Source organism: Aeromonas sp. FDAARGOS 1408 (assembly GCF_019048665.1).
In the GTDB taxonomy this organism is placed as follows: domain Bacteria; phylum Pseudomonadota; class Gammaproteobacteria; order Enterobacterales; family Aeromonadaceae; genus Aeromonas; species Aeromonas dhakensis.
On record NZ_CP077394.1, the window covers coordinates 1,412,578 to 1,429,614 of the forward strand.

At 62.0% G+C, this 17,037-nt stretch carries 11 protein-coding genes; 5 read left to right on the top strand and 6 right to left on the bottom strand.

The annotated features are described in order from the left end of the window. Window positions 1-101: 101 nt before the first annotated feature. Genes phnW through phnX form a run of 3 tightly spaced genes read left to right on the top strand, consistent with a single transcriptional unit; the run spans window position 102 to window position 3,512 of the window. On the top strand, window positions 102-1,244 hold the full coding sequence (gene phnW, locus I6L38_RS06730) for a 2-aminoethylphosphonate--pyruvate transaminase (protein WP_195879157.1): 1,143 nt from the start codon (window positions 102-104) through the stop codon (window positions 1,242-1,244). Continuing rightward, window positions 1,241-2,680 carry an aspartate aminotransferase family protein gene (locus tag I6L38_RS06735; protein WP_216989307.1) on the top strand — a complete coding sequence of 480 codons (1,440 nt, stop codon included), beginning with the start codon at window positions 1,241-1,243 and terminating at the stop codon, window positions 2,678-2,680. Before phnW ends, I6L38_RS06735 begins: the two co-directional genes overlap by 4 nt. Further along, complete coding sequence (gene phnX / locus I6L38_RS06740; protein ID WP_216989308.1) at window positions 2,673-3,512, top strand: phosphonoacetaldehyde hydrolase; 840 nt, start codon at window positions 2,673-2,675, stop codon at window positions 3,510-3,512. The genes I6L38_RS06735 and phnX overlap by 8 nt, the downstream gene beginning before the upstream one ends. Before the next feature lie 123 nt (window positions 3,513-3,635). Here phnX and pflB read toward each other — a convergent pair whose 3' ends face one another. The 4 genes from pflB to sugE all read right to left on the bottom strand — a co-directional run bounded on the left by pflB (window position 3,636) and on the right by sugE (window position 9,392). Further along, window positions 3,636-5,918 carry a formate C-acetyltransferase gene (gene pflB / locus I6L38_RS06745; protein WP_005300244.1) on the bottom strand — a complete coding sequence of 761 codons (2,283 nt, stop codon included), beginning with the start codon at window positions 5,916-5,918 and terminating at the stop codon, window positions 3,636-3,638. Window positions 5,919-5,959: 41 nt separating this feature from the next. Then, the gene (gene focA, locus I6L38_RS06750; protein WP_005300246.1) at window positions 5,960-6,808 is read right to left on the bottom strand and encodes a formate transporter FocA; all 849 of its coding nucleotides are present in this window, start codon (window positions 6,806-6,808) and stop codon (window positions 5,960-5,962) included. 381 nt (window positions 6,809-7,189) lie between these two features. After that, a complete protein-coding gene (ycaO, locus tag I6L38_RS06755; RefSeq protein WP_024941585.1) occupies window positions 7,190-8,950 on the bottom strand; it encodes a 30S ribosomal protein S12 methylthiotransferase accessory factor YcaO in 1,761 nt (586 codons plus the stop codon). 127 nt (window positions 8,951-9,077) lie between these two features. Continuing rightward, window positions 9,078-9,392 carry a quaternary ammonium compound efflux SMR transporter SugE gene (gene sugE / locus I6L38_RS06760; protein WP_010634166.1) on the bottom strand — a complete coding sequence of 105 codons (315 nt, stop codon included), beginning with the start codon at window positions 9,390-9,392 and terminating at the stop codon, window positions 9,078-9,080. Between the two features lie 339 nt (window positions 9,393-9,731). Between sugE and asd the strand changes: the two genes are divergently transcribed. Next, window positions 9,732-10,847, top strand: a complete 1,116-nt coding sequence (gene asd / locus I6L38_RS06765; RefSeq protein ID WP_017782697.1) for an aspartate-semialdehyde dehydrogenase — start codon at window positions 9,732-9,734, stop codon at window positions 10,845-10,847. Between the two features lie 569 nt (window positions 10,848-11,416). After that, entirely contained in the window at window positions 11,417-14,194 is a 2,778-nt protein-coding gene (locus tag I6L38_RS06770) for a pitrilysin family protein (protein WP_216989309.1), read from the top strand. A 93-nt stretch (window positions 14,195-14,287) separates the two neighbouring features. On the opposite strand, the gene I6L38_RS06775 is transcribed toward I6L38_RS06770, so the two are convergent. Then, window positions 14,288-15,451 carry a PLP-dependent aspartate aminotransferase family protein gene (locus tag I6L38_RS06775; protein ID WP_216989310.1) on the bottom strand — a complete coding sequence of 388 codons (1,164 nt, stop codon included), beginning with the start codon at window positions 15,449-15,451 and terminating at the stop codon, window positions 14,288-14,290. Between the two features lie 93 nt (window positions 15,452-15,544). Further along, a complete protein-coding gene (locus I6L38_RS06780) occupies window positions 15,545-16,615 on the bottom strand; it encodes an isopenicillin N synthase family oxygenase (protein WP_025201803.1) in 1,071 nt (356 codons plus the stop codon). Window positions 16,616-17,037 lie beyond the last annotated feature (422 nt).

Consider the following 17,037-nt stretch of genomic DNA (forward strand, 5'->3'; position numbering starts at 1 on the left):
GAAAATGAATTTTTTGTTGCACGTAACCCCACACCTTTGACCTTGGCGGGGCAGTTACCCACAATGCGCTCATTCTGGTATATACCAAAAGGAGCGAAGTCATGACCCATATTCCTGCGGCCCCTGCCGCCGTCGATTACCTGCTGCTGACCCCGGGCCCCCTCTCGACCACCGCCACGGTGCGTGCCGCCATGCTGCAAGACAGCTGCACCTGGGATGCGGACTACAACCAGGGCGTGGTCGAGCCCATCCGCCGCGAGCTGGTGCGTCTCGCCACCGGCCCGGAATATGAAAGCGACTACAGCGCCGTGCTGCTGCAGGGGAGTGGTAGCTATGTGGTGGAGAGCGTGCTGGGCTCGGCGATAGGCGCCGATGAGTGTCTGCTTATCATCAACAACGGTGCCTACGGTGCCCGCATGGGGGAGATGGCCCGCTGCCTTGGCTTGCGTCACCATGAGCTCGACTGCGGCGAGACAAGCCGCCCGGAACCCGCCGCCATCGAGGCGATGCTGGCGCGCCACCCCGAGATCACCCATCTGGCCATGGTGCACTGCGAGACCACCACCGGCATGCTCAACCCGTTGGAGGAGGTGGCAGCGCTCTGCCAGCGCCGCGGCATCCGCCTGATCGTCGATGCCATGAGCAGCTTTGGCGGCATCCCCATCGACATGGGCCGCCTTGGCATCGAATTTCTCATCAGCTCCGCCAACAAGTGCATCCAGGGGGTGCCGGGCTTTGGTTTCGTCATCGCCCGCCGCGTGGCGCTCACGGCCTGCGCCGGTCGTGCCCGTTCGGTCTCCCTCGACCTGCACGCCCAGTGGCAGACCATGGAGCAGCAGGGGGGCAAGTGGCGCTTTACCTCGCCCACCCATACCGTACTCGCCTTTGCCCAGGCCCTGCGCGAGCTGGACGAAGAGGGGGGCATCGCCGCCCGCCATCGGCGCTACCGCGACAATCAGCGCACCCTGGTGGATGGCATGGCCGCCCTTGGCTTTGCGCCGCTGCTGCCAGAACAATGGCAATCCCCCATCATCACCGCCTTCTACTCCCCGGCCCACCCGGACTACCGCTTCGCCGACTTCTACCAGCGGCTCAAGGGGCAGGGCTTTGTCATCTATCCGGGCAAGGTCTCGCAAGCCGATTGCTTCCGTATCGGCAATATCGGTGACGTGACTCCTGAGCGGGTGCGCTCCTTGCTCGCCGCCATGGCCAGCGCCTGCTACTGGCGAGGGGATGCGCGATGACGAGCCAAGCGCTTCACGGTTGCGATCTGCGTGGCTGCGATTTGCATGACCATAAGCTGCACAGCAGTGGCCGCGCCGACAGCGAAGGGGATATCAACCTCGGCGAGGGACGGGCGCGCTGGTGGGCGGGCCAGAGCGAAGAGGTACAGGCCGGATTGGCGGAGGATAGCCGCTACTTCCTCCATCAGGCGCTCTCCACCCCCTGTCTCGATCTGCTTGAGGGGGCGCAGGGGAGCTCGCTGACCAGCGTATCGGGCAAACGCTACCTCGATTTTCATGGCAACAGCGTCCATCAGCTGGGTCACGGTCATCCCAGGGTGGTGGCCGCGGTGCAGCAGCAGCTCGCCGACTTGCCGTTCGCCCCCCGCCGCTACACCCACCGGGTCGCTATCGACTGCGCCCGCACTCTGGCCGAGCTGGCCCCCGGCGATCTCAACCGGGTGCTGTTCGCCCCCGGCGGCAGCGAGGTGGTGGGCATTGCCTTGAAGCTTGCCCGCTTCATTACCGGCAACAGCAAGGTGGTGTCCCTGTGGGATGCCTTTCACGGCGCCTCCCTCGATGCTATTTCGGTCGGTGGTGAGGCCTGTTTTCGCGCCGGCATGGGCCCGCTGATGGCCGGAGTGGAGCGCATCCCGCCCCCCACCCGTTATCGCGGCGTCTGGTATCGCGGGGAAGGGGATGATCTGCACTACGCCGATTATCTGGAGTACGTCATCGAGAAGGAGGGGGGGATAGGTGCCTTTATCGCCGAGCCCATTCGCAACACCGACGTGCAGGTGCCCTCAAGGGCCTACTGGCAACGGGTGCGGGAGATCTGCGATCGCCATAATGTGCTGCTGATCGTCGACGAGATCCCCAATGCCCTGGGCCGCATCGGCCACTGGTTCAGCTTCGAAGAGTTCGGCATCGAGCCCGATATCATCTGTCTTGGCAAGGGGTTGGGGGGCGGGGTGGTGCCGTTTGCCGCGCTCATCACCCGGGATCGTTTCAATCAGGCGGCGGCCATCTCGCTCGGTCACTACACCCACGAGAAGAGCCCTATCGGCTGCGCGGCGGCTCTCGCCACCATCGCTACCATCCGAGAAGAGGGGTTGCTGGCCAAGGTGCGGGAGGATGGTCGCTTTATGGCGCGCGAGCTCGCGGCGCTTGCCGAGCGTTACCCGCTGATCGGCCAGGTGCGCGGTATCGGCCTTCTGTGGGCCCTCGATCTGGTGGTCGATCACCAGAGTCGCACCCGCAATAGTCAGGCCGCCGAGCGGCTGCTCTACCGCTGTCTGGAGCTTGGGCTCAGCTTCAAGGTCTCCCAGGGCAACGTCATCCAGCTCTCGCCCCCGCTCAATATCGCTCGCGCCGATCTGGTGCGCGCCATCGCCATTCTCGATCGCGCCCTCGGCGAGATCGCGCTTTCACCGAAACAGGAACATCACCATGACTGACTTGCAGATTGCCAGCCACCCGACCACAGACATAGAGGCACTGATCCTCGACTGGGCCGGTACCGTGGTCGATTTCGGCTCCTTCGCCCCCACCTCCATCTTCGTCGAGGCCTTCGCCCGCGCCTATGACTTTGCTGTGACCCTGGATGAGGCGCGCCAGCCCATGGGGCTGGGCAAGTGGGATCATATCGCGGCGCTCGGCCGTCTGCCCTCGGTGGATGCCCGCTGGCAGGCCCGCTTCGGCCACCCTATGAGCCACGCCGAGGTGGACCACCTCTATCACACCTTTATGCCGCTGCAGATTGCCGCGGTGACCCGCTTTGCCACTCCCATTCCCGGGGTGCTGTCGGTGCTGGATGCCTTGCGGGAGCAGGGGCTGCGCATCGGCTCCTGCTCCGGTTACCCCCGTCCGGTAATGGAAGCGCTGGTGCCGGCGGCGTTGGATCACGGCTATCGCCCGGATCACTGGGTCGCCACCGATGACCTCAAGGCGGGTGGCCGTCCCGGCCCCTGGATGGCGCTGGCCAACGTGATTGAGCTCGGAGTAAGCGCGGTGCATCGCTGCATCAAGGTGGATGACGCCGTGCCTGGCATCAGCGAAGGGTTGAACGCGGGCATGTGGACCGTAGGTCTGTCGGTCTCCGGCAACGAGTTTGGCGCCACTTGGGAAGCGTTTTCCGCCATGAGCGAGGCGGAGATCGCCACTAGGCGCGCACCGGCCGAGGCCAAACTGCGGGCGGCGGGGGCTCATTACGTGATCGATACCCTGGCCGACATTGCTCCGGTCATCGCTGATATCAACCGCCGTCTGGCAGCAGGGGAGCGGCCCTGAACAAGGTGGGGTGAGAGAAGTGGAGTGCCGGCCCTGCCTGCAGGTTTTCAGGCCTATGTTCCCTGACTATCAGGCATAAAAAAACCGGCGCCTGGGCGCCGGTTTTTGTTCACCGAGACTCTATTACAGAGAGGCGGTGAAGGTACGGGTGATGACGTCTTGCTGTTGCTCTTTGGTCAAAGAGTTGAAGCGAACGGCATAACCGGATACGCGGATGGTCAACTGCGGATATTTCTCCGGGTTTTCCATGGCGTCCAGCAGCATTTCACGGTTCATCACGTTGACGTTCAGGTGCTGACCGCCTTCCAGGTTGGACTCGTGGTGGAAGTAACCATCCATCAGACCGGCCAGGTTGGCTTTCTGGGCTTCCATGTCTTTACCCAGCGCGTTCGGCACGATGGAGAAGGTATAGGAGATACCATCTTTGGCGTAAGCGAACGGCAGCTTGGCGACGGAAGTCAGGGAAGCAACGGCACCCTTCTGGTCACGACCGTGCATCGGGTTGGCACCCGGGCCGAACGGCGCACCGGCGCGACGACCATCCGGAGTGTTACCGGTCTTCTTGCCGTACACCACGTTGGAGGTGATGGTCAGCACGGACTGGGTAGCCACGGCACCACGGTAGGTGTTCAGCTTCTGAATTTTCTTCATGAAGCGCTCTACCAGGTCACAGGCGATGTCATCGACGCGAGCGTCGTTGTTACCGAACTGCGGGTACTCGCCTTCGATTTCGAAGTCGATGGCCACGCCATCTTCGTCACGAACCGGCTTGACCTTGGCGTACTTGATGGCAGACAGGGAGTCAGCCGCAACGGACAGACCGGCGATGCCGCAAGCCATGGTGCGATAGACGTCACGGTCGTGCAGCGCCATCAGAGAGGCTTCGTAGCTGTACTTGTCGTGCATGTAGTGGATGATGTTCAGCGCGGCAACGTATTGCTTGGCCAGCCAGTCCATGAAGTGATCCAGACGATCCATCACGTCGTTGTACTCGAGGTACTCGGAGGTGATCATGTCGGTCTTCGGACCCACCTGCAGCTTCATCTTCTCGTCCATACCGCCGTTGATGGCGTACAGCATGGTCTTGGCCAGGTTGGCACGAGCACCGAAGAACTGCATCTGTTTGCCGACGATCATCGGGGACACACAGCAAGCGATGGCGTAGTCATCGTTGTTGAAGTCCGGACGCATCAGGTCGTCGTTCTCGTACTGAACGGAAGAGGTCTCGATGGATACCTTGGCGCAGTACTTCTTGAAACCGACCGGCAGCTTCTCGGACCACAGGATGGTCAGGTTCGGCTCAGGGGACGGGCCCATGGTGTACAGGGTGTTCAGCATACGGAAGCTGTTCTTGGTGACCAGGGTACGGCCGTCAACGCCCATACCAGCCAGGGTCTCGGTAGCCCACATCGGGTCGCCGGAGAACAGTGAATCGTATTCCGGGGTACGCAGGAAGCGAACCATACGCAGCTTCATGACCATGTGGTCCATCAGCTCCTGGGCTTCTTGCTCGGTGATCAGGCCTTTTTGCAGGTCACGCTCGATGTAGATGTCCAGGAAGCTGGAGGTACGACCGAAGGACATGGCCGCGCCGTTCTGGGACTTGACGGCCGCCAGGTAGGCGAAGTAGGTCCACTGTACGGCTTCTTTGGCGGTCTTGGCCGGAACGGAGATATCGCAACCATATTTGGCAGCCATCACCTTCATCTGGGCCAGGGCACGGTGCTGCTCGGAGATCTCTTCGCGCAGACGGATGGTGGCTTCCAGGTTGACACCGTTTTCCAGGTCAGCCTGCAGGGACTTGAACTGGGCCAGTTTGTCGGCCATCAGGAAGTCGATACCGTACAGGGCAACACGACGGTAGTCACCGATGATACGGCCACGGCCGTAGGCATCCGGCAGACCGGTGATGACGCCGGACTTGCGGCAGTTCAGGATGTCTTTGGTGTAGACGTCGAACACGCCCTGGTTGTGAGTCTTGCGGTACTCGGTGAAGATCTTCTCGACCATCGGGTCCAGCTGACGACCGTACACTTCGCAAGAGGTCTTGACCATCTTGATACCGCCGTTGGCGATGATGGCGCGCTTGAGCGGCTTGTCGGTCTGCAGACCAACGATTTGCTCCAGGCTCTGATCGATATAGCCGGCATCGTGAGCGGTAATGGTGGAGGGCAGGTCGGTATCAAAATCGACCGGCGCGTGGGTGCGGTTCTCGATCTTGATGCCTTCCATGACCTTGTCCCACAGCTTGGTGGTAGCTTCGGTCGCGCCAGCCAGGAAGGACTCGTCACCTTCATACGGGGTGTAGTTCTTCTGGATGAAGTCACGGGTGTTGACAGAGGTCTGCCATTCACCGGCCGCGAAGCCTTCCCATGCTTTTTGGAACTGTTCGTTAAGTTCTGCCATTTTCATTACCTCTCAAGGTATTTATGTGTCTGCCGCCATCCTTAATGATGGCGACGGAAGATAAACCAGTAAGTCAGCCCAACCATGACGCCACCACCAATGATATTACCTATGGTGACAGGAATGAGGTTGTGCAGGACGAAGTTGGATACGGTCAGGTCGGCAAAGGTCGCCGGGTCCTGGCCGATGGCCTGCCAGAATTCCGGGCCTGCGACGCTGTGAATGGCGATGCCGACCGGGATCATAAACATGTTTGCGATGCTGTGCTCAAAACCGGAGGCCACGAACATGGCGACGGGGAGCAGCATGACCATCACCTTGTCGGTGGCACTGCGGGCGCCGAACGCCATCCACACGGCGAGACACACCATGAGGTTGCAGAGGATGCCAAGCGCCACGGCTTCGAAGAAGGTGTGGTGGATCTTATGCTGGGCCACCTTGAGGGCGTTTAGGCCCCACTGACCATCTGCCGCCATGTATTCGGCCGACATGATGATGAGCCCGACGATGATAAGACCGCCGATGAGGTTGCCGAAGTAGACCAGTCCCCAGTTCTTGAACAGTTGGGCCCAGGTGATGCGATTCGCCGCCTTGGCCACCAGGGTGAGTGTGGTGGAGGTGAACAGCTCGGCGCCGAGCAGCACGCAGAGGATCAGGCCAAGAGCGAAACAGAGACCGCCGACCAGCTTGCTGAGGCCCCAGGCCACATTGCCGGCACCCGTGGTGACTGTGATGTAGAAGACGAAAGCGATGGCGATGAAGGCGCCAGCTGTGATGGCCAGGGGGATGACCTTGTATGCGGGCTTGGTGGCCTTGGCATAGGTTATATCTTCTGCCAGTGCAGCGATGGCTTCTGGCTTGAGACAATCAAAGGGAGATTCTGCTTTCAATTCTCATGTACCTGATGTTTTGCCTGTGGAAATCATAACAAAGGGCCAGATCGTCAAAATTGACTCCGATCAAGAATTGCAGATTGTGAATGTAATTTTACTACAAATATTTGAGTCCCCCGGCAGCGATTCTTTACACCAGGTTTCAGCTGAAACAGAAACGTGGTTTTTTTAATATCATGATTTTAAACAATTTATTTTTCATCCCTGAAAAAGTGTGCCAGCAAGGCATCTTTGCGTCTCCCCAGCACTTGCTACTCCTTGTTGGCAACCCCCTAAGAGGTATTTTTTGTTTTTTATTTCATCTTTGAATAACAAATGGCCACTTGGCAGACCATAAAAGAGAAGGGGCCATCAGGGCCCCTTCGGAATGTTACCACATCAACCCCATGAATGGGCTCGTTTGGCCTTCTGCAGCTTCTCGTAGGCAGCCAGCAGCTTCTGATGCAGCGGGAACTGGCTGAGGGAGAGATCGGCGGCAGCCAGTCCGTGGAAGCGCGCTTCACCGCTGGCGTGGGCCCAAGCCTGCGCCAGCGTCTCTTCGCCATACATGCGGGCAAACACGGCGCGGTACTGCTCGGGGTCACGATCCTCGTCCAGGAACAGCTCGACGCAGGCGCGCAGGGCACGATAGTAGTTGGCGCGATCGGCCGGGAACACCGACTGGTTGAACTCCATGGTCCAGTCGATGAGATCGAGCGCTGTGTCGAGTTCTCCGGCGGCCAGCGCCAGCATGGCTTTGAGCTCGCCCACCCGCAGGGTGTGCAGGGCGGTGCCCTTGGCGGCGGCGATGCCGAGCAGCTCGCGCACCCGGGTGCGCTCGTCGTGACCCTCTTCATCCAGCTGGTCAAACAGCGCCATGTATTGCTCCGCGTCCCACTCCAGCGCCGGCAGCGCCAGGATGGTTTCCCGCAGGTGGGCACCCATGGTGTTGTTGGCCAGCAGCAGATCTTCGGCCGGATAGATGTCGGACATGCCTGGCACCAGGATGCGGCAGGCGTAGACGCCCAGGTGCTCGTAGTCGGCGATGTAGACCGGCTGCTCCAGCTCGTGGAAGATGCCGATCAGGTGGTCGAACTCCTCCTGCGAGGTGCCGCGGAAGTCCCAGTCGGCAAACTCGAAGTCCGCATCCTGCTTGAACAGGTCCCAGCTGATGAGGCCTGAGGAGTCGATGAAGTGTGTCTCCAGGTTGTGGTGATCCGCCACCTGCTCGTTGTCAAACGAGGGCGGTACGAACACATCCAGATCCTTGAGGCTGCGGCCTTGCAGCAGCTCGGTGACGGTACGCTCGAACGCCACTTCGAAGCGCGGGTGGGCGCCGAAGGAGGCAAAGCAGGTACCGTTGCTCGGGTTGAGCAGCACCACGCAGATGACCGGGTAGCGACCGCCGAGCGACGCATCGAAGCTGTAGATGGGGAAGCCTTCGGCTTCCAGCGCCTCGATGGAGGCCTTGATGCCGGGGTAACGGGCAATGACCTCGGCCGGGATCTCCGGCAGGCTCAGAGCTTCTGCGATGATCTTGTTTTTGACGTGGCGCTCGAACACCTCGGACAAGCCCTGGGTGCGGGCCTCGGTCTTGGTGTTGCCGGCGCTCATGCCGTTGGAGACATAGAGGTTGCCGATGATGTTCATCGGGATGTAGACGGTCTGGTGATCAGACTGGCGCTCGAAGGGCAAGGCGACGATGCCGCGCTCCTCGTTGCCGGATTGCAGGTCCACCAGCATGTCGGCGGTCACTTCACCGTCCGGGTTGTAGAACTTGCGGGTGAAGCTGTCGAGCAGACCGGCGGGCAGCTGATCCCCCTCGATGGGGAACCACTTCTCGTTCGGGTAGTGAACGAAGTCGCCATTGGCAACCTGCTCGCCCAGATAGAAGTCGGCGAAGAAGTAGTTGGTGGAGAGGCGCTCGAAATATTCGCCAAGGGCGGAGGCGAGCGCCGCCTTCTTGCTGGCACCCTTGCCGTTGGTGAAACAGAGGGAGCACTCCTTGTCCCGGATGTGCACGGACCAGACGTTGGGCACGGGGTTGAGCCAGGAGGCCTCTTCGATATCAAACCCCAGGGCTTGCAGCTTGGTCTGGAAGCGTTCGATGGAGTCTTCCAGCGCCGCGTCCTTGCCGGGAATAAAAGTGTGGTCGGTCATCACGATATCCTGATTTTTATTGGCTCATGTTTGGCCGCAGATAATAGCAGGGGTCGGCGCGTTTGGCAGGCAAAAAACGGGGCCCATGCCCCGTTTTGCTCTCCATTCAACCGAGGTCGGTCACGGCTCAGCCGATGAATTTCAGACCCAGGATCCCGCCGATGATCAGCAGCAGGCAGAGCACCCGGGCGAGGGTGGCCGGTTCGTTGAACAGCCAGATCCCCATCAGCACGGTGCCGACCGCGCCGATGCCGGTCCAGACTGCGTAGGCGGTGCCAAGGGGCAGCTGTTTGACCGCCATGGCGAGCAGCAGCACGCTCACTCCCATGGCGAGCAGGGTCAGCAGGGTGGGCAGGGGACGGCTGAAACCGTCGGTGTATTTGAGGCCGATGGCCCAGGCGACCTCGAACAGGCCGGCCAGCAGCAGGAGCAACCAGGACATAAGGCAGATTCCGCAGGAAGCAGGGTCGTCCCTGCGCATCAGGAGGCCTCGGGGTCGTCCCCGAGGGGCAGCGGGGCTGCCGGTCGGTCTCAATGATGCCCCAAGTCGTGGCGGGATGCCAACCGGCTGCCCGCAGGTCGGCCAGGCTGACGGATATTGCAGCGAACGGCACAGAATATTGCGCAATTCGACTTGCGCCCGCCGTCACAATCCGTAATGTGGACAGACGCATTTTTCGCAACCCATATTTTGTGAATCGCTTGTAAACGGCCCGCGCCGGACAAGGGATTACGGTTATCACACTCGGTTTCTATAAGCAGCTATCCAGGGTAGGACATTATGAAAAAAGTAGGTTTGGTCGGTTGGCGTGGCATGGTGGGTTCGGTATTGATGAGCCGGATGCAGGAAGAGAAGGATTTTGCCCGCATTCAGCCCACCTTCTTCACCACCTCCCAGGCCGGTGAGGCCGCCCCCAATTTCGGCGTCGATGCCGGCACCCTGCAGGATGCCTTCGACATCGAGGCGCTGGCCGCACAGGACATCATCATCACCGCCCAAGGCGGCGACTACACCAAGGATGTCTATCCGCGCCTGAAAGCCGCCGGCTGGCAGGGTTACTGGATTGATGCCGCCTCCTCCCTGCGCATGGAGAAGGACGCGGTCATCATCCTGGATCCGGTCAACGGCGACGTCATCGAGCATGCCCTGAACGACGGCATCAAGACCTTCGTCGGCGGCAACTGCACCGTCAGCCTGATGCTGCTGGCCCTGGGTGGCCTGTTCAAGGCCGATCTGGTGGAGTGGGTGAGCGTGGCCACCTATCAAGCCGCCTCCGGCGGCGGTGCGCGCCACATGCGTGAGCTGGTCACCCAGATGGGGCTGCTGCGTGATGAAGTGGCGGTGGAGCTGGCGGATCCCGCCTCCGCCATCCTCGACATCGAGCGCAAGATCACCGAGAAGACCCGCTCCGGCACCCTGCCGGTGGACAACTTCGGCGTACCGCTGGCCGGTGGCCTCATCCCCTGGATCGACACCAAGCTCGACAACGGCCAGAGCCGCGAAGAGTGGAAGGGCCAGGCCGAGACCAACAAGATCCTGGGTATCGAAAACGCCGCCATTCCGGTGGATGGTCTGTGTGTGCGCATCGGCGCCCTGCGCTGCCACAGCCAGGCCTTCACCATCAAGCTGAAAAAAGACGTGCCGCTGGCCGAGATCGAAGCCCTGCTGGCCGCCCACAACGACTGGGTCAAGGTGATCCCCAACGATCGCGACATCACCGCCCGCGAGCTGACCCCGGCCGCCGTCACCGGCACCCTCAGTATCCCGGTCGGTCGTCTGCGCAAGCTCAACATGGGCCCGGAATACCTGGCCGCCTTCACCGTGGGCGACCAGCTGTTGTGGGGCGCCGCCGAGCCGCTGCGCCGCATGCTCAACATCCTGCTGGACCGCGGGTGATGGCAATCGGGAACGACGACAGGGGGCTCAGGCCCCCTGTTTTTTTGGCAGGAACAGGGCAGGCTCGATGCCATTGACGCTGCAAGGCATGGGGTCTTCGTTTTGTAATGCAGCGGCACTGTTATTAACTAAATAGATATTAACTGCTGCGCATCGATTATTTCCTGACTGATCAATCAGTGCCGGAAATATATTCCCGCCGCCGCCCTGGTAGCCGACTCGTCCTATTCCATCTGTACCACAAAATAGGGGGCGGTGGGCTCGCGGGATGGGCGGGATATATGCCTTGTTACAAATGAATATCCATTCAAGATATCCAGTGCGAGCCTGATTGATTACACTGACCGCCTGGCCAGGCCGATACCACGAGGCCGTGGCAGCAGGTGATCCGACGCGGCGTGGCGGCCGGCTCGCGGCAGCCCCGTGGGGGGCGAAAATAATATTTATATGCTCAATAGTGCGCGTTACGCCCATGGCGTGCCGTCACCGTTTTCTCCTTGCTGCGAGACCAATGAAGGGCAGCAACGGTGACCCATAATAATGTTCAGGTTCGAGAATTGGGAAATTACATGAGAGTCGTGTGGAGTTTGCTCTATTTCTTCAGTGTCTTGGCCTTGGCCGGCCCGGTGCTGGTCAAGGAGCAGAAAAGAGTGGCCGATCCACTGATCGTGCCCTATCAGCAATATCGGCTCGACAATGGCCTGACGGTGATCCTGACCCAGGATCACTCCGATCCCCTGGTGCACGTGGCGGTCCACTACCGGGTGGGGCTGGAAGAAGAGGCTCCGGGCCAGTCCGGGCTGGCCCACCTGTTCGAGCACATGATGTTTCAGGGCTCGGCTCACGTGGGGGAGGAGGGCCATAACCGCCTGCTGCAACAGATGGGATCAAAGGATGTGAACGGCTGGACCCAGGAGGATCAGACCCGCTATTTCCAGACGCTGCCGGCCAATCAGCTGGAGAAGATGCTCTGGCTGGAGGCGGATCGCATGGGGTTTCTGCTCGATACTCTCTATCAGCAGAAGCTGGACGTGCAGCGCGACATCATCAAGAACGAGCGCGCCAACCTGGTCGAAGATCAACCCTATGGGCGCTTCTATGAGGCGCTGAATCGCACGCTTTACCCGCCCAATCATCCCTACTTCAACACGCCGTTTGGCCGGGCTGCGGATCTGGATCGCCTCACCCTGGAGGATGTGCGCCAATTCTTCCTGCGCTGGTATGGGCCCAACAACGCCACCTTGGTGATCGGCGGTGACATTCAACCGGCCCAGACCCTGGCCTGGGTAGAGCGCTATTTCGGGGCCTTGCCCGCCACACCGGCCCAGACTCGGCCGCTGGTGCGTCCGGTGACGCTGAAGAAGAGCCGCTATCGCACCCTGACCGATCGGGTGGCCGAACCCCTGCTGGTGCTGGCCTATCCGACCGTCTCTGCCAGTGATCCCGGGGTCGAGGCTCTCGATCTGCTGGCGGATCAGCTGGGGGGCTCGGCCAGCGGCCTTCTGCAGCGAGAGCTGCAGCAAAGCGGCAGGCTGGTCTCCGTCTTTGCCAGCCATGAATGCAATGTGCTGGCATGCAAGTTGATGATCCATGCCATTCCTAATCTGGCCAAAGGGGCCGAGCTTGGCCCCATCAAGGCGGAGATCGATCGGGTCATCGGCCAGCTCGCCAGCGACGGGGTCACCCGCGAGCAGCTGGCCCACTCGGTCAATGCCCTGCGCGCCAAACGGATTTGGCCGCTGGACAGCGTGGCCGGCAAGGTGGAGCAGCTGGGCACAGGTTATACCCTGTTTCAGGATCCCAACTTCCAGTACCGCAACCTCAAGCGCCTTGCCCGGGTGACGCCGGCCGATCTGCAGCGGGCATTGACGCGCTATGTGTTGAACAAGCCCAGGGTGGTGCTGAGCGTGGTGCCGGCCGAGCATCCCGAGTGGCAGGCGGGCAACCCCAACTTCGTCGAGCCACCCCCCTTGCCGCTGGCCCGGCCGCTGCAGACGCTGGCTCCCAGGCAGATCAAGGAGACCCTAGATCGACGCCAGGAGCCGGCCAGTGGTGGTGCCTTGCCGGTGCCCATGCCGACCCTGTGGCATGCCAAGCTGGGTGAGCGGGTCTCTCTGCTCGGCCACTACAGCGATGAAGTGCCGGCCTTTGCCATGAGCATCAACTGGCCGGGCGGTGAGCGGGCCGAGCCGCAGGGCAAGGGCGGGGTCGCCACCCTGACCGATGCCATGCTCTCCCTTGGCAGCGAACAGCTGCAGGAGGCGAGCATCGAGGAGCGGGCGCGCCAGCTGGGAGCCAGCATCAGATTCGAACATGGTGAGGAGCGCAGCTCCATCGAGGTCCAGGGGCTCACCTCCCATTTCGAGGAGGTGCTGGCGCTGGTACGGGAATTGGTGCTGCAGCCCGCCATGCGCAGCGCCGATTTCGAGCGCAGCCAGTTTGACTACAGCCAGTGGCTGCAACAGCTGGCTCGCGATCCCCAGTGGCAGGCGGACTGGCAGTTCGGTGCCCTGCTCAAGGGGAGCAAGCCGCTGGATCCCGTGGCCAGCCTGCGGGCGCTGACCCTGGACGATGTGCGCCATTTTTATCAGTCGGTCCATCGCAGCGGGGAAGCCCAGGTGGTGGTGAGCGGGGATCTGGCCCAGGAGCGGGTGATGAAAGCCCTCGGCTTTCTGGTCGAGCCAGCGGGTCAGCCGGCGGCCCTGCGCTCTCTGGAGTGGCGTGGGCAGCAGGCCAAACGGGCCATCTATCTGCTGGACAATCCCGGGGCTGCGCTCAGCCAGATCCGGGTGGGGCGGCGCGCCATGGCAGAGGATGCCTTCGGCGAGCAGTACCTGACCCGGCTGATGAATGTCTCCCTCGCCGAGCGGTTGAACATCCGGCTGCGTGAGGAGCTGGGTTACACCTACTTTATCGGCGCCACCTTCGAGGGCAACGTCGATGCGGGTTATTTCCTGCTGCAAAGCAGCGTACGCAGCGCAGTGACCGGGGCGGCGCTGCGGCAGATCCTGCAGGAGCTCGACAAGTATCAGCGGCTGGGGCCGACCCGGCTGGAGGTGCGTACCCTGCGGGATCGGGTGCTCAATGGCCAGGCGCTCGACTACGAGACGCTGCCGCAGGAGGTGGCCTACATGCAACCCATCCTGCTCAAAGGGTGGCCGCAGGATTATGTGGAGCAGCAGGTGAAGCAGGTGAGCCAGCTTTCCCCCTTTACCCTGCGCGAGCTGGCCCGCCGCTGGCTCGATCCCGACGACATGGTGATCCTGGTGGTGGGGGATGCCAAGACGCTGGCTCCCGAGCTGGCCGCGTTGGGCTGGCCGGTGCAGCGCCTCTCCGTCACACCCTAGCGGGTTGCCCCTATTGGGCGACGGCCGCAAGCAAAACAGCCCGCCCCCTGGCAGGGGGCGGGCTGTTTTTTTGCGTTCAAAAGCGGCTGACAGTCAGATCAGGGCCAGGGCGGCGGCCAGATCGGCGATCAGATCGTCGGCATCTTCCACCCCGATGCTGAAGCGGATGAGATCGTCATTGACCCCGGCGGCGAGGCGGCTCGCCTCGTCCATGGCGGCGTGAGTGGTGCTGGCCGGATGGCAGGCCAGGCTCTCGAGATCCCCCAAACTCACCGCCTGCACGAACAGCTGCAGGTTGTCGAGCAGGGTGGCGCAGCGCTCAAACCCACCTTCCAGCTCGATGCTCACCATGCCGCCAAAACCGCTGGCGAAGGCGCCGAGGGCATCGTGGCCCGGATGGTTGGCAAGCCCCGGGTAGATCACCTTCTTCACCGCCGGATGGGCGGCCAGGAAGTCGGCCACCTTCTGGGCGTTGTGCAGGTGGGCATCCATGCGCAGGGGCAGGGTCTTGACCCCGCGCTGCAGCAGGTAGGCCTCCTGCGGGCCTATGGGGGAGCCGATGTGCTTGAGGGCCACGGTACGGATCGACTTCATCAGCGTGTGAGAGCCCGCCACCACCCCGGCGATGATGTCGCCGTGACCGCCCAGGTATTTGGTGCCGCTGTGCATGACGATGTCGATGCCAAGCTCGAGCGGGCGCAGCAGATAGGGGGTGAGGAAGGTGTTGTCACACACAGTAATGGCGCCCACCTTGCGGGCCGCTTCCACTACCACCCGCGGATCTACCACCTTGAGGGTGGGGTTGGTCAGGGTTTCGAACAGTACCACCTTGGTGGCGGGGCGGATGTTGGTCAGCAGATCCTGATCGCTCTCGTAGGCGGTGACCTTGATGCCGGCGCGGCTGAAGGTCTGCTTGAGAAACGCATCGGTGCCGCCGTAGAGCGGGCCGATATAGGCCACTTCATCGCCGCTGTCGGCCAGGGCATACATGATGGCGCTCACCGCCGCCATGCCGCTCGCCACCACCAGCGCCTCGTCGGCCCCTTCCAGCGCCGCCAGCTTCTGCTCCAGCTCGGCGGTGGTGGGGTTGCCAAAGCGGCTGTAGATAAAGCCGGGGGCTTGACCTGCGAAGCGCTCCTTGCCCGCCTGGGCGTTGAAGTAGCTGAAGGTGCTGCTCTGGTAGAGTGGGGTGGTGAGGGCACCGGTCTGGGGATCGATCCGCTGGCCGCTGTGCACGCTCATGGTTTTGAATTTCATTGTATTGCTCCGTCATTGCCAGGCTGTGGCCCAACTGCTTGTGTCGTTTGAAGGGCGCGCCGCGGCGCCCCCCGTCTATTAGGTATGACAGCGTCAGGCGAGTTGTGGCTCGCGCCGATCGCGCTTTGTAGTTTGCCCGTTTGTCATCTGCGGGTTGGCCGACGCCGGGGCGACGCCATAGTGGCGGACCGCCACATCCGGGTGGGAGCGCAGCCTCCCTTTGAGTACGTTCTCCCCCACCTGATAAAAGAGCGGGTTGGTCGGGTCGCTCTCGGGCCCCAGCGCCTGGGCTGCCAGCGCGGGGGAGAGGCTGAGCAGCGGCACGGTGGCATCCAGCCGCGCCGCCATGAAGAAGGCGCAGGAGAGGCGCGAGACGCCGGGCGGCGGGCTTGCCACCCGGTGCAGAGTGGCCTTGAGGTAGCCGTTGGAGGCGAGCTCCAGCAGCTCGCCGATGTTGACCACCAGGGCGCCCTGCAGGGGCGGCGCCGAGATCCAGCCATTCGCTGTCTCCACCTCGAGCCCGGAGTGATGATCCTGCATCACCAGGGTCAGGTAGCCGGGATCCTTGTGGGCACCCACCCCCTGACCGCTGCCCCCCTCGGCTTGCCCCGGGTAGTGAATGAGCTTCATGTGCTGATAGGGGGCACCGCGAATGCTCTCGTCAAACACCCCGGCTGGCTGCTCCAGCACCTCGGCGAAGGCGGCCAGCAGGGTGAGGCTGATGGCGCTCAACCTCTCCTGCCACGCCAGCAGTTGCGCCTGCATGTCGGGCAGGGCGATAGGCCATTGGTTGGGGCCGATGAGTCGCTGCCAGGGTTCACGTATCTGCGCTGAAGGCAGGGCCTGCGCCTCATTCATGATATCGAACTGCTCGCGCAGATCCGGCCGCGCCCGGGTGAGCTCGGCCCCCACCTGGTTGTAGCCGCGAAAGTGGGGGGAGTGCACCATCTGCACCGCCAGTTTCTCCTGCTGTGGCAGGGCGAAGAAGCGGGCCGCCAGCGCCAGGGTTTCCTGCTGCTCTTGCTCGCTCAGGCCATGGCCGATCAGATAGAAAAAGCCCACCTCACGGGCCGCCCGGCCAAGGGTGGCCAGCATCTGGCGACGGGTCTCTGGGGCGCCATCGAGGGCGGCGAGATCGATGATCGGCAGTGGTGAATGTTCCATGTGCACCTCCTCACTGACCAGGGGCGGGAGGCTACCCGCACACCTGACATGAAAACGACGACGCCCTGACCGATAAACCGGCCAACGCCCTGTTGCCAGGGATGGCGCCATTTGGATTGAGGGAGATGCTACTGTTCGGAGTTATAAGACGGAAACAACAAATTATTCTTAGTTATATACAAAAATCGAAATAGAATTCGCCACCCATCCGGGTGGCTGCGGATTGAGCGGCGATAATGGCAATATACCGGCGCGCTTGGCACCCATGTTGGCCTGACTCGGCATGTACCGGCTTGAGCGCAATGTGAGTGCGAGTTGGGCAAGTTGGGCAAATAGAGAGGCGAGCATCGCTGCCAGCACAGAGATTCCCAAATACAGAGATGCAAAAAGGGAGGCTGATGCCTCCCTTTGTGTGACGGGCG

What these genes read in the sequence shown, in the direction of transcription:
- phnW (WP_195879157.1), top strand. Translation starts at nt 102, where the DNA reads ATGACCCATATTCCTGCGGCCCCTGCCGCCGTCGATTACCTGCTGCTG.
- I6L38_RS06735 (WP_216989307.1), top strand. Translation starts at nt 1,241, where the DNA reads ATGACGAGCCAAGCGCTTCACGGTTGCGATCTGCGTGGCTGCGATTTG.
- phnX (WP_216989308.1), top strand. Translation starts at nt 2,673, where the DNA reads ATGACTGACTTGCAGATTGCCAGCCACCCGACCACAGACATAGAGGCA.
- pflB (WP_005300244.1), bottom strand. Translation starts at nt 5,918, where the DNA reads ATGGCAGAACTTAACGAACAGTTCCAAAAAGCATGGGAAGGCTTCGCG.
- ycaO (WP_024941585.1), bottom strand. Translation starts at nt 8,950, where the DNA reads ATGACCGACCACACTTTTATTCCCGGCAAGGACGCGGCGCTGGAAGAC.
- sugE (WP_010634166.1), bottom strand. Translation starts at nt 9,392, where the DNA reads ATGTCCTGGTTGCTCCTGCTGCTGGCCGGCCTGTTCGAGGTCGCCTGG.
- asd (WP_017782697.1), top strand. Translation starts at nt 9,732, where the DNA reads ATGAAAAAAGTAGGTTTGGTCGGTTGGCGTGGCATGGTGGGTTCGGTA.
- I6L38_RS06770 (WP_216989309.1), top strand. Translation starts at nt 11,417, where the DNA reads ATGAGAGTCGTGTGGAGTTTGCTCTATTTCTTCAGTGTCTTGGCCTTG.
- I6L38_RS06775 (WP_216989310.1), bottom strand. Translation starts at nt 15,451, where the DNA reads ATGAAATTCAAAACCATGAGCGTGCACAGCGGCCAGCGGATCGATCCC.
- I6L38_RS06780 (WP_025201803.1), bottom strand. Translation starts at nt 16,615, where the DNA reads ATGGAACATTCACCACTGCCGATCATCGATCTCGCCGCCCTCGATGGC.